Source organism: Faecalicatena orotica, from assembly GCF_003149245.1.
In the GTDB taxonomy this organism is placed as follows: domain Bacteria; phylum Bacillota; class Clostridia; order Lachnospirales; family Lachnospiraceae; genus Faecalicatena_A; species Faecalicatena_A orotica.
Genome location: NZ_QGDL01000004.1, coordinates 1 through 13,313, shown reverse-complemented (window position 1 = coordinate 13,313; position 13,313 = coordinate 1). Strand labels below are relative to the sequence as shown.

Annotated in this window: 11 protein-coding genes; 5 read left to right on the top strand and 6 right to left on the bottom strand. The window is 44.9% G+C overall.

The genetic code is table 11. The features are described 5' to 3' along the window. On the top strand, positions 1–1,350 hold the full coding sequence (locus A8806_RS07560; protein ID WP_109730592.1) for an APC family permease: 1,350 nt from the start codon (positions 1–3) through the stop codon (positions 1,348–1,350). 44 nt (positions 1,351–1,394) lie between these two features. Here the strand turns inward: A8806_RS07560 and A8806_RS07555 are convergent, their stop codons facing one another. Both A8806_RS07555 and A8806_RS07550 read right to left on the bottom strand, forming a co-directional pair. Next, positions 1,395–3,407: a beta-galactosidase gene (locus A8806_RS07555; RefSeq protein WP_109730591.1), complete on the bottom strand. Its 2,013-nt coding sequence runs from the start codon at positions 3,405–3,407 to the stop codon at positions 1,395–1,397. A gap of 131 nt (positions 3,408–3,538) precedes the next feature. Further along, positions 3,539–4,732, bottom strand: coding sequence for a helix-turn-helix domain-containing protein (locus tag A8806_RS07550; RefSeq protein WP_109730590.1), 1,194 nt, complete (start codon positions 4,730–4,732; stop codon positions 3,539–3,541). A gap of 187 nt (positions 4,733–4,919) precedes the next feature. On the opposite strand from A8806_RS07550, the gene A8806_RS26125 reads away from it, so the two are divergent. Further along, positions 4,920–5,081, top strand: a complete 162-nt coding sequence (locus A8806_RS26125) for a hypothetical protein (RefSeq protein WP_181368624.1) — start codon at positions 4,920–4,922, stop codon at positions 5,079–5,081. A gap of 85 nt (positions 5,082–5,166) precedes the next feature. Here the strand turns inward: A8806_RS26125 and A8806_RS07545 are convergent, their stop codons facing one another. Genes A8806_RS07545 through A8806_RS07535 form a run of 3 tightly spaced genes read right to left on the bottom strand, consistent with a single transcriptional unit; the run spans position 5,167 to position 9,160 of the window. Next, positions 5,167–6,429 carry a Glu/Leu/Phe/Val family dehydrogenase gene (locus A8806_RS07545; protein ID WP_109730589.1) on the bottom strand — a complete coding sequence of 421 codons (1,263 nt, stop codon included), beginning with the start codon at positions 6,427–6,429 and terminating at the stop codon, positions 5,167–5,169. Positions 6,430–6,471: 42 nt separating this feature from the next. Beyond that, positions 6,472–7,746: a phosphopyruvate hydratase gene (gene eno / locus A8806_RS07540; RefSeq protein ID WP_109730588.1), complete on the bottom strand. Its 1,275-nt coding sequence runs from the start codon at positions 7,744–7,746 to the stop codon at positions 6,472–6,474. A gap of 10 nt (positions 7,747–7,756) precedes the next feature. After that, a complete protein-coding gene (locus A8806_RS07535) occupies positions 7,757–9,160 on the bottom strand; it encodes a glycerate kinase type-2 family protein (protein ID WP_109730587.1) in 1,404 nt (467 codons plus the stop codon). A 353-nt stretch (positions 9,161–9,513) separates the two neighbouring features. On the opposite strand from A8806_RS07535, the gene A8806_RS07530 reads away from it, so the two are divergent. Further along, positions 9,514–10,635, top strand: coding sequence for a tyramine oxidase subunit B (locus tag A8806_RS07530; RefSeq protein WP_109730586.1), 1,122 nt, complete (start codon positions 9,514–9,516; stop codon positions 10,633–10,635). Between the two features lie 24 nt (positions 10,636–10,659). Then, entirely contained in the window at positions 10,660–11,985 is a 1,326-nt protein-coding gene (locus tag A8806_RS07525) for an APC family permease (protein WP_109730585.1), read from the top strand. Between the two features lie 68 nt (positions 11,986–12,053). On the opposite strand, the gene A8806_RS07520 is transcribed toward A8806_RS07525, so the two are convergent. After that, positions 12,054–12,911 carry a MurR/RpiR family transcriptional regulator gene (locus tag A8806_RS07520; protein ID WP_109730584.1) on the bottom strand — a complete coding sequence of 286 codons (858 nt, stop codon included), beginning with the start codon at positions 12,909–12,911 and terminating at the stop codon, positions 12,054–12,056. 213 nt (positions 12,912–13,124) lie between these two features. Here A8806_RS07520 and A8806_RS07515 point away from each other — a divergent pair. After that, positions 13,125–13,313 (top strand): helix-turn-helix domain-containing protein (locus tag A8806_RS07515; protein ID WP_146203261.1); only part of this gene is annotated, 189 nt, incomplete at its 3' end.

The following is a 13,313-nucleotide window of genomic DNA, read 5'->3' as shown; positions in this document are numbered from 1 at the left end:
ATGAAGCATCCAGACACAGCGTATACCTCTGTACAACAAACAGAGCGGACCCTGGGACGCGGTGCTCTTTATGCAACCGCTATTGGGATGGTTATCGGCACCGGAGTTATTACCATGACCGGTACAGCTATTGCCAATACCGGGCATGCAGTCATTTTCGCCTATTTATTAGCTGCCCTGCTGATGGCGGTATCCATCATACCTTATAGCTATCTGGGTGGTACAATACGTTTAGAGGGTGGAAGTTATACCCAGATGGCCCTGATAGCCCCTAAATATATTACTGGTATCAGTGTTTATATCATGCTGTTCCAAGTAGTCATTATTGCATTATATGGAGTCTCTTTTGCAGACTATCTGTTAGAATTGGTTCCGGGTATTAATCGGCTGGCGGTGGAAATAATATTTGTATCCCTGATGTTCTTTTTAAATTTTCTTGGAGTAAAAACATATGCGGCTGCACAGGTCATTATGGTTGTTATTATGGCGGCTGCACTTACTCTGTATGCGGTATTCGGATTTGCCAAAGTCGACATCCCGGCTTATTTTACAGCTCCGGACTTTTTCTATGGCGGAACCGGCGGATTTTTGGTTGCAGTGGCCTTGCTCTCTTTTGCTACAGATGGTGCAAAGAATCTTATTAATTTTAGTGCAATGGCAAAAAATCCGACAAAAGACATTCCACAGATTATGATGCGCAGCACACTAGGAGTGGGGGCTGTCTACGCAATCATCGGAGTAGTATCAGCCGGAGTCCTCCCAGTGGTGCGGGTTGCCGGACAGCCGCTCTCAAAAGTGGCATTTGAAATTTTCCCTTACTGGCTGTACATCTTTTTCATGTGTGCTGGAGCGTTATTTGCAATAGCCACCACATTAAACGCATCCATTGGAGGCGTTCTTGACCCGATGATACAGCAGGCAAACGATGGATGGCTTCCGAAAATCTTTATGAAAAGGCATTCCAGATTTCATACTCCTTACTTGATGCTCCTGTTGTGTTATGGAGTCAGTCTTGTACCGTTGATTCTTGGTTTAAATCTGGATACACTTTCAAACTGTACAGTTATTTTAATGCGTGCGCAAACTGCATTGGTATGCTTTTATACAATCCGCCTGCCTAAAGTATTGCCTGAGGTTTGGACTCGTTCACCAATGCATGTATCAGACCGTAAATTAAAAATCGTGTGTATTGCCACCGGATGCATTGCCGTGATGCAGATGGTTGTACTTCTGATAGACTGCGAATTTATAGAATTACTCGGAAACTGCCTGTTATTAGGCGGATCCATGCTGCTGGCAGCACTTAGAAACAAAAAGGCAGTTATAAATGTCAGCTATGAAAAGATATAATATCGGGGAGCGGATAAACGCTCCCCGATGCTATTTCCGAATGATTATCCTTCCAGAATCTTCACACCCCAGGCCGGAATAGAAATGGTGTCCCCTGTCCGGACTTCTTCTTTGGTCAAAAGGTCTGTGCTGTCTGAAAATTCATGTGTTACAACTTGTTTTTCTGCTGAATAGTTAAAATAAAAGTACACATTTTTTCCAAAATCATTGATACCCTGACGAACAATAAGGGGGGATTTTTTCTCGGATAAACTTGGAATTCCTGCATTCTTAAGTGCATCTGTGAGCAGATTCTCCAATACACCCTGCGCCGTCATGCAGCCGATATAATATGCCGTTCCGTTTCCGTAATGGTTCTTTGTTACTGCCGCATACTGCCCCCAGTTATAATGTTCATAAGAAGCCATAACTTCTGCGCCTTCTGATATTAACAGTTCCATGAATACCTTTGCCTCTGTGTCGTGTTCGTGATCTGTAATTCTTCCCGCGAGTCCGACATTTTTCGGAAATGTGAACTGATGGTAGCGGACTCCGAGACAGTCTTTTAAAATATGCGGCTGGACATCGTAGTTTACTTTCAGATTCTCATTGGCAAAGGCCGTCTTAAACGTGGCGACCATACTGCCCCCGTTTTTCACATACCGGTCTAATTTCTTCAACAGTTCATCCGGCGCCGCATAAAGTGCGGGCACAAGAATCAACTGGTACTGGTCTAAGTTATCTGATTCGGGCCAGATGAAATCGCACTCCACATTCATATCGTAAAGTGCATCATATAGCCAGCGGACCACATCGTTATACCATGTGTTTCCCGGGCCCGCAGCGGAGGCTTCTATCCCGAACCATTTTAAAGCGGTCAGTGCCTCATTGCTGACAAGGATCGCAGTCTTGTTTTTCTTTTTCAGGTTTACCAGATGGCTTCCGATTTCCCTGAATTCTTTCCCGATGACACAGGCCTCCCTGTAAGTCTCATTTTCTTCGAAATCATGACTTAAGAGTCCTTTCCAATACGTTTCGAAGGAGTTATGAATGGAATGCCAGTGCCAGTACATGACACTGTTAGCCCCGGAAGCTATGTGGCTGTAGGCCTGCAGACGGAGCTGTCCCTTATAGGGGGTCCAGCCCGGGAATCCCTGGGCCTCTGTCTCTAATACCAGATAATTGTCTTGTTTTAGTGATCTGGTCATATCGCCGCCAAAGGCAATCTCGGTGCCGGTCAGTCCATCCTGTGAGGGATGATAGATATCCGCTCCTGCAACGGTAAGGCATTTTGACGCTTGATAATGATTGACATCCGGCTGAACTCCAAAGGAATATCCGCGCCATTCGAAATCAAAATTGTGGGTAAGGAACTGATCCTTTCTGCGGTACTCATTTACAATATCCGCCTGCCATCCCAGAAATTCATCTACCAGCGTTCTCTGGAATTTTTCAAATTCGGCACCGAGACTGCCGTTGACGGTTCCGCGTACATCCGGAAAATCCTCCCACGCGTTGATGCGGTTGCTCCAGTAATCCAGCCCAAACTCGGTGTTCATCGCGTCCAGATCATCGTGGAACTTGTGCCGGATGTATTTGACAAATCTCTCCTGCACATTATTTCCGGCTGTCCCATAATACTTTGTTTCATTGTCAATTTGATAGCCGATGACACATTTCTTGTGTGCGGTATGTTTCATTAGTTCTCGGATGACTCTTTCGGCATAGTACCGGTAGACCGGGTGGGTAATATCCATAATCTGCCGGGCTCCGTAAAGCCCCCTGCCGTTTACCGTGGTGGCGATAACGTCCGGATAGGATTTTACCATCCATGTTGGAACTGCATATGTTGGTGTTCCGATAATAACGGAAATTCCGGCCTGTTCCATGACATCCATTACCCGTTCTACATGTGTAAAATCGAATGCCCCTTCCTGTGGCTCACATGTGCTCCATGTGGATTCCGCTATCCTTACCACATTAATACCGGCCTTTTTCATCATTTCAACATCTTTGTCCAGCCTCTCGCAGGGCATATACTCATCATAATATGCGGTGCCAAATAGAAGTTCTTTCATACTTTTCCTCCTGAACTATTGTAGCTGCTATACTTGGCCTATGGCCGTGAGCAGTAACCTGTTTTATGATCTTATAATAGTATAAGAAGGTTAAATGATATATCATGAATTTTAGCTGAATATCATGAATTTTAGCTATTTTTAGAAGCGCCATACTTTGCCCTGTATTTTGTTGGTGTCATCCCTGTCTCTTCCTTAAATACCCGCCCAAGGTGGCTTTGGGAACAAAAGGATAAATAAGACGCGATATCCTTCACTTCATATTCCGAATAGCGGAGCAGGTTTTCGGCGAGACGTACCTTTTCTCTGCGTATATATTGCTGTATCGTGATCCCCTCGACCCGCCGGAACAAATCGGAAAGATAGGCCGGTGAAACACCTGCCTTATGCCCGATTTCGCCGATCCTGATGTCACTGTGAAGATTTTGAAAGATATAATTCTTTGTCTTTTCGATCAGTGGATTCTTCTCTTTTTGCGTGTGGACCAGTTCCACCTGTTCCGCAAATTCATACTCTGCCTTTCGCATTACTGTCTCAATCGCGGCAATATTCGACATCTCTTCGATTTTTAGTATAAACCCGTCAACCATTGAAAATGCTTCTTCCGGCAGCATACCTCCCTCAATGGCCGCCCTGGAGGCCAGAGTAAGGACACAGATGGCTATGTTTTTAGCCTGACGAACTTCATTAAGTGACAGCTGGCCTACTTCGCCCCGGTACGTTTCCAGCAGGCTGCGTCTTAGCATTTCTTTATCACCGCGGCGGATACTGTCCAGTTCTCTTTGTTCCTGATCATAAGGATTATGGGGCATCTCCCGTTCCTGATGGGAAAAAATCACTTTTTGCACACTTTCCCTTGCCTCTCCTATTTTCGGCCCATGAAGGTTATTTTTCTCCCACAATTCATCAAAGGAGAGTTCTCTTCCTGTCAGATAATGATAGATTGCCAGTATTCCGGCGCTGAACACTTTGATCTCACAATATGCAGTCTGATGCCCTGCTTTGCTGCTTACAGAATGGGCTTTCACCATAAAAGCATCAAGCTCTCTGGCTGGCTTTAAGATACTGACCGGGCCAATGATTAATTTCAAATTTTCCATATCCATTACGGCATAAACTACGGAATCGAACTCACAGTAAATAACCGGGTATTCCTTACTTTCATGGCTGGCCAGATATTTCAGAAATGGAGCGTCCGTGTAAAGAGGATTCGACTCTGGTGCCAGATCTCCGAAACAATTTTCAATCTTATAATCTCTGTTTACGAGGCAGATATTACAGTGTAGTATGCTGACCCACTGATTCAGTAAAAATTCCCGGTTCATACTCTTATCCTCCTTGTTTCTAATTGTTATCTCATGTTAAATATCTTACTACATTGTTAAGGCAAATACTATCCCTGCCGGATTGGATAGTCAACAGGAATAAATTATAAGTGGATTTATTTGTTCAAATGGATTATAATGTGTTACAGGTATGTAGCAACGTAAGATAAATTGGGAGGAAAAAAGAATGCTTAAGAATATTGTGCTGGCTGTCGCGCTGATTTGTTCATGTATCTATCTGATACTGTTTTTTGTGAATAATCCGAAACTGAATGTATTGGCGAATAAGGTTCAGAAGCCGTTCATCATTATAAGTGCAGCTTTGTTAGTCATATATATTATATTGTGATGTCATCCCCGTGTGGGGATTTGTTTTTGGCAGAAAAAGGGGCATGGGCTCTCAGGGGAGAGCGTCCATACCTCTTTTTTTGTTCTTAAGGCCAGATTCCACGCATATTTTTAGCGTCGACTACACGCTTTACTGCAATAAGATATGCGCCGGTGCGAAGGGAAACATCTTTATCTTTTGCGATGTCCCATACGGACTGAAAAGCCTGATCCATAATATCTTTCAATTGTTCGTTTACATGTTCTTCGCTCCATGAAATAGACTGGATATTTTGAACCCATTCAAAGTAGGAAACAACAACACCTCCTGCATTAGAAAGGATATCTGGGACGATAACGATTCCTCTCTTGTCAAGAATCTTATCAGCATCAATCGTTGTAGGGCCATTGGCAGCTTCTACAATGATCTTTGCCTGAATTTTGTCGGCATTGGAGGCGTTAATCTGGTTCTCAAGTGCCGCTGGAATGAGCACGTCAACAGGAAGCTCAAGCAATTCTGCGTTGGTGATCCATTTTGCATTGCCAGCGTCATATCCTTCGAGAAGGTTTCCACGCTTTTGCGAAAGGTACTCTAAGATAGACGGGATATCGAGTCCGTCGGGATCGTAGAGAGCGCCTGAAACATCGCTGACAGCGGCCACTTTCAGTCCTTGTTCGTAAAGAAGTTTTGCGGATACGCTTCCGACATTTCCCATTCCCTGTATTGCAACCGTGGAATTTTCTGGAGAGAATGCGTGTGCCTTCAGGATATTCAAAGTGGTAATCATGACGCCGCGCCCGGTTGCTTCGTTTCTTCCGAGTGCGCCTCCGAGTGCGATTGGTTTCCCGGTAACAACTCCCGGGACGCAGTGGCCCTTTAACATGCTGTAAGTATCCATGATCCAGCCCATGACGTTTGCATTTGTGCCAACATCAGGTGCCGGAATATCCTGGTCCGGTCCGATGATGGGGGCGATCATGGCTGTGAAACGTCTTGTCAGGCTTCGAAGCTCTGATTCTGAGAGTTTTGTTGGATCACAAATGATTCCGCCTTTTCCGCCGCCGTAAGGAATATTTACGACAGCACATTTGAAAGTCATCCACGCTGCGAGAGCCTTTACTTCGTCGAGGTCCACATTCTGATGATAACGGATACCTCCCTTTGCGGGACCTCGGGACGTGGAATGCTGTACGCGGAAACCTTCAAAGACTCTGACGCTTCCGTCATCCATGCGAACAGGCACGGCAACTTTGAGTTCGCGTTCCGGATATTTGATTGCCTCGTAATCACTGGGCACATAACCAAGGATATCTGCAGCATTGCTTACAACAGAGAGCATATTTTCGTAGGGATTATATTTTGGACTCATTTTCATTACCTTCCTTATAGAATTTATATTTTTAGTGTGTGTTTAAAATTTCAGCAGAGGGGATATGTCTGCAAGTCTGCAGCCCGGGTTTAAGTCGCGGGCACGCATGAGGAAATTCAGTTTGTCAATTCTCTCCCCAGAGCGCGGGGCACCGTTTTTAATAAAGCCGACCTGAAGTCCTACGGCAAGATCCATGACGATATCGCCAATGACACCGCCTGCCCTTCCGGATGGGATTGCCAGCAGATTGTGATCCATAGCATAATTGTAGGCGGATAATGCCTCGGTGATGGTTCCTACCTGATTGGGTTTCAGGATAAAACCATCTAATGCATCTAATTCATATGCACGTTTGAGGCGGTCGGGGTTTGTGACAATAAAATCGTCTCCGATGATATTAGTCCGGGTGATTTCTTTATGTGCTTTCGGATAAGATTCCCAATCCTCTTCATCCAGAAGGTCCTCTATAAATACAAAGTTAAACTTTTCAGTCAGATATTTTGTATAATCAATTAATTGCCGGGAATTCACCCTCTGCCCTTTTAAAAGATAGGTGTCATCATGACGGTCATACATTTCACTGGAAGCACAGTCGAATGCAAATCCGATCCGTCCGGTATAGCCACAGTGGTCAATAGCTTCTGAGATCAGGTTGAGGATGACCTCGGGATCCTCTGATGGCGCCGCATATCCATAGGAGGGGGCGACTTCTGGTTTCTTCCCGGTATATTTTGTAATGACCGTCTCCAGTTCCTGGAATGTATTAATTCCCATCTCAACAGCCTCATCTATTGTGTCTGCCCCATAAGGCATGATGATGAACTCGTTGAAAGGCTGTGTTAGTGATGCGTAGCGGCCCCCGTTTACAACATTAAAGCTTGGCACAGGTACTGTTTTAACCGGACCACCGGCGATATAGTTGTAGAGCGGCTGGTGTGCTGCTTCGGCAGCTGCCCGGAAAGTGGCAATAGAGACGGAATAAATCGCATTGCCTCCGAGGTTCTTTTTTTCCGGGGTGCCGTCCAGAGAAATCATCTTTTCGTCAATCCCTTTCTGGTCGGTAACATCCATTCCAATCAGGGCTGGTGCGATAAATTTGTTTACATTGTCTACCGCCTTATGTACACTGAGCCCATGATATTCCTCCGGGTTGTTGTCTCTGAGGACACAGCATTCGGACATTCCCACGGAAGACCCGGTTGGGGCGCAGCCTCTGCCGGTGTACCCATCGCTCGTTACGACGTCTACCTCCACCATCGGGCGGCATTTACAGTCTACAATCTGTCGTGCATGTACGGATTTAATGATTGATTTCATGGTTTTCCTCCTATTCGTTTGTTTCCGGAATATACAGAACATTAAAGTCACAAAGGTTGGTACCGGTATTGCCTGTAAATACCGCATCCTCCATCTCGGAGAGGGCTTCATAGCAGGCGTGCCCCCTCAGTGCGGCGTGGACATCGATCTTTTTGGAAACAGCATTGGTGTAGCTTGTCGAATCGCATATGCCTCCTGCAACGGGGGTGGTACCGTCTGTTCCTTCGGAGTCGATGGACAGCATGCAGGCCCCCTTGGTTTTCTGCGCGGCGATGGCAAAGCTTAAAGTTAGTTCCTGTCCGGGTCCGCCGTGGCCTGTGATGAGTTTATTGTCCAGAATCTTCGTTGTGGTTTCACCGGAGCTTAAAATGACGCACGGCGGCTGGACTGGGTTGCCGTAGGCCTGTGATTCTCTTGCAATAGAAGCGAAAAATGTACCGGCGTCCTTACTTTCTCCTTCTAGGAATGAGGAAAGTATGATTGCTGGGATTCCCATCGCCTCTGCAATTTCTTTGGCATAAATGCAGGAATCAGGAAGCGTGTTCAAAAGAAAATAGGTGTTATTTGGGAAAGCCTTTGGCGTCTCGCCTTCTGGCCCGACGTTCATCAAATAGTCCACGACATTCTTTGGAAGCTTATCGGCTACGTCGAATTCACGGATAACCCGCCGTGCATCTTCGAGTGTTGTTTTATCAGGGCCCATCGGAGTGCTGGCATACTTCTTATAAGGAATCCCAATGTCGCCGGTTGCAGGGGTTCCGACTGCATCGCTGATTCCGAAACCAATGAGTTCTGCACCGACAGATTCGATCCGTTTTGCAAGCATACCACCATTCAGGGCAGAGATATGGCGGCGGATGGCGTTTACTTCATAGATTCCGGCCCCGGATTTCAACATGATGTCGGTAGTCTTAATTTCATCTTCCAGTGTGATTCCTTCACGCGGACAGCTCATAAGGGCGGAACTTCCACCGCTAATGACAACGATGAATAAATCGTCCGGGCCTGCCTGATCTACCAGGTCGAGGATCTTAAGGCAGGCTTCATATCCAGCCTGGTTTGGGAGAGGGTGACCTCCAACATAGACGTCCGTATTTTGAAAACGATCTGTTTCTTCTTTGATTTTTACAATTGCAATTCCCTTTGTAAGCCGGTTCCCGAGTACCTCATCAACTGCCATAGCCATATGGTTGCAGGCTTTTCCGGCCCCCAGCAGGTAAACGTTCTTCTTTTTTGATAGGTCCCACGTCTTGGTTCCTATATGAAGCATGTCACCGTCGAGGTGCATGATACTTTTAATGCGTTCATAGGAATCCAGTTTCTTAAGAGTTTGTTCTGTAATATCCAGTACAATTTTTCTGGATAGAACATCGCCATGTGAGGTGAGTTGTTCGTAATTCTTGATTTTCTTCATAAGATCCTCCTTTTATATAGGTTTGCATGCTGGTTGGTTTATAGAAGCAGCCTGATTTGATGCATTTCATATGTATCAGATAATGTATCAAATGATACAAATAGTATATTGCGATATATTGCAAAAATCAATATTATAATTCAGAAACGGCATAATTAACAAAAAATGAAATCGGAATTAGTTAATAATGCTGAAAAAACGAAAAAACAGAATAAAAACGAAAATAATATTGACAATTGCGATATAACGCGATAGGGTATATGTATTAAATAAAACATAAACAAAAACATTCACATGTGAAGAAAAAAACTAAGCAATTTGCCGACAGGCTCAATATGAAAGGAGACAAAAACATGTCACACAAAACAGAATTCTTATATTTATCAGAACAGGACACAATTAAAGCAGGAGTGCTCGATGCTGTAAAATGTATCGATAACGCGGAGGAAGTCTTTACTTTATTAAGTAAGGGAGATTACCTGATGGGGGGAAGCAACCATAACAGCCACGGCTTGGGAATTGTATTCCCGAAGGAATCCCCGTTCCCGAATATGCCGGTTGCCGGTCCTGATAGAAGATTTGTGGCAATGCCTGCTTATCTGGGAGGCCGGTTTGATGTATGCGGCAATAAATGGTATGGCTCCAATGCAGAGAACCCTAAGAAGGGGCTGCCAAGATCTGTGCTGACCGTAACTTTGAATGATAAAGATACAGGTGAACCACTCTCATTTATGTCTGCGAACCTGTTGAGTGCTGCAAGAACAGGCGCAGTACCGGGAGTTGCAGCGAGACATCTTGCCAGAAAAGATTCAGAAGTTGTAACCGTTTTAGGCTGTGGGCAGATTAACCGTTCCTGCCTCCGTTCTATTCTGACTCAGCTTCCGAATGCAAAGAAAATCGTATGTTATGATATTTTTGAAGAAGCCGGAAAGAAGTTTTTAGGATGGGCAAAGGAAGAACTCGGAATCGATGGAATTGTGACGACAGATTTGGAAGAAGCAGTAAGGGCCGGAGAGGTAATCACGGTTGCAGCATCTCGTCTGAAACCATTATATATTAAAGATGAATGGCTTCAGGAAGGCGTGACACTGCTGATTACAGGACCAATGCAGTCAGACGATTCCTTCTGGATGAATACAAAACTGATCTATGATAATGTAAGGCTGCACGAGGCATATGTGCAGGAAGCCGTTGAGTCTGGGGATAAGGCTGCTTCTTATGCATCCGTAATCGGAGGACCTATCTATACTCTGATTGATGATGGAAAGATCCGCCCACTGGTTGAATCCACGAGTATCGGTGAAGTGATTCTGGGAGAAAAGGAAGGGCGTGCAGACAGCAAAGAGAGGGTTACATTTGTTGCATGTGGTATGGCTACTTTCGATGTGGGACTTGGATATGACCTGTACCAGACTGCATTAAAAGAGGGGATTGGGCAGAAGCTTGTTTTATGGGATGATCCTTATCAAAAATAGTGGGAGAGTGAGAGGACAGGATATATGGAGAATAAAGAAAAAGGTAAAATTGGCTTAATGACTGCTACATTCATGCTGATCGGAACTATTATCGGTGCATCATCCTTTGTAGCAAGCGGATATCAGGCGGAGGCAATGGGGCCTGCAGTGTGGCTGGTATACATAATCGGTGCCCTTTTAACGGTCCCAGTCTGCATCCAGAGTGCACAGATTGGCTGTATACTGCCTGTGGAGGGCTCAAGCTATGTGATGGTAAAGAAGACCAGCGGGAAGTTAAGTACATTTATGTATGGCTGGCTTTATATTATCTGGACGGCAATCTGGCTTCCTTATTGTGCGCATACGATTGCAAAGTATGTAAGACTGTATATCCCCGGGGCAAATGTTTACGTGGTTGCCGTGATTGCACTTCTTCTGTTTGGAGTCATTCACTCTTTCGGGTTTGAAGCGGCGGCCAGGTTCCAGAGTCTGATTGTTATTATTTTGATGGCGGCAATGCTGGTATTTGTTATTATGGGGATTCCTCATGTGAAACTAAGCAATCTAACGCCAATGTTCCCGAAGGGGGCGGGCCCGGTTATAGGCCAGATTATTCCGGCATATTTTGGGTTTGTAGGAATCAATACGATGACAGAATGGGCCGGAAATGTCCACAAACCACAAAAAAACCTGCCTAAAGCTATGTTTTTATGTATGGTAATTGTTACACTGCTGTATTGTGGAATGACTGCAGTATTATGTGGTATGATGCCCTATACAGAGCTTGGCATTGACACGCCGGTTTCTATCGCATCCATGCAGTTTGGAATGCCGGCAGTCACAGCGCTTGTGACGCTTGGGGCAATGTTTGCAACGATTTCAACCTTGAACGGGATGTATGTGTGCCTGACCCATGAGCTGCATAACATGTCCTGTCAGGGAAGCATGCCCGCGCTCTTTAAGAAGACAGCAGGGAAGAGAAATGCACCTATCGTAGCTGTCTGGTTTTCAGTGGCCGTAGCTATTCTTTTGAGCTTTATGAGTGAATCTATTATGGAGTATATAGATGTGGCTACAGCTTTTGTCATGGTAAGCCTGATCCATTCAGCATTTGTATCTGTAAGATTAAAGAAGGTGCTGCCAAAGGCATATGATGAAGCAGCATTTAAGATGAAGGGAATCTGGTATTATATATGGCCGGTCCTTGAAATCGCTTCATGTGGATTTATTCTGGTAGTTACTCTTGCTGGAAGTCCTAAGCTGCTGCTTCCTATGATTGTGATTATTGGAATCGGGATTGTATTCTATTATGTCTATGCTGCAAAACATGAAGGGGCAGAGACTGAAGGTGAAATGCAGAAATCTATATAATACAGGTAATACAAAAAAGTCCTGCAGAATGGCTGGGATGCCGCGCTGTAGGACTTTTTTTCTGTGATTTACAGGCCGAGGTAAAATCCCTGACTCAGGATAGATTCCGTCTTTTCCAGAATGGATTGAGCCTCCTTGTGGTTCTGTCTGGCCATTGCCGTTATCAGGTAGTTGGTGAGGCAGAGTGGCGCAGCAAATGAATTCTTATAGGAAAGGCTGGAAATCGCACATGGAAGAATGATATCTCCATATCCGCTCACTGCCTGATAGTTCAGGCTTGTAATCAGGATCACCTTACTGCCGGCATTCTTCATCCATGAGATGATGGAAGAGCTGACCTTTGAATAACGCGGAAAAAGATAGGCAATACAGACATCATCTTCCCCTGCATTGACGATTTCTTCTGGGTAGATCATGCCGACTGACTGGATTAGGTGTACATTTTTTCGGATCTCACCGAGGCGTGAGGCCATATAATAAGCGGGGGAGAAGGAGCTTCTCATGCCCAGGATGTAGACGGAGCGGGCACGAATAATCGAATCCACTGCCGCATCAAGGTCATCACCTTTCTGTGCCGCGAGAGTCTGACGGATATTCTCGATATCATTCTGGAAACAATCTGACAGGAGCTCGTTATCCGGAGGCTGCGCTGTATCCGGAAGCCTTTCAGAAAGTCTGGCTTTCGGGGCAGAATTGGCATAGATATCTTCTTGGATTGCTTTCTGCATCTCGGAGAAGCCGTCATATCCTAAAACACGTGAAAAACGGATGATTGTAGTCGTACTGACACCGATCTTCCTAGACAGCTCGTCCAGCGTATAGAAAGCGACCTTGTTCAGATGACCTGAAATATAGTCGGCCACATTTTTCTGTGAATTTGTAAATGAGGGTGTTTCTGAGGCTATACGTTTTGAAAAGTCAGACATTTGCTTTACCTTCCTATTGTAAATATATTTACATAATCTTATCATTTTTGACATCATGCGTCAACGCAGCGTAAATTATTTTTCTAAATCCTACCCTGTTCATCCTATGTAGGACTTAGTCTTGGATAAGTAGGGTTTACTCTTGCATATGATTCCTTCTAGCGGTATAGTTCTATCAGTTGTCCAAACCGGCGGCATAAGGAGGATAACACTATGTCAAAACTTATACCAGGGAATCATAAACATCTTACAATCGAGGACCGTCGCTATATTGAACAATCTCTAGATGAAAGCAAGTCTTTTCGTGAGATTTCCAAGTACCTTTGTAAGGACCCGTCCACCATATCCGATGAAGTCTTTAAAAATCGGGTTGCTAACACTTGGAATAAAGGCAGCTTCAAC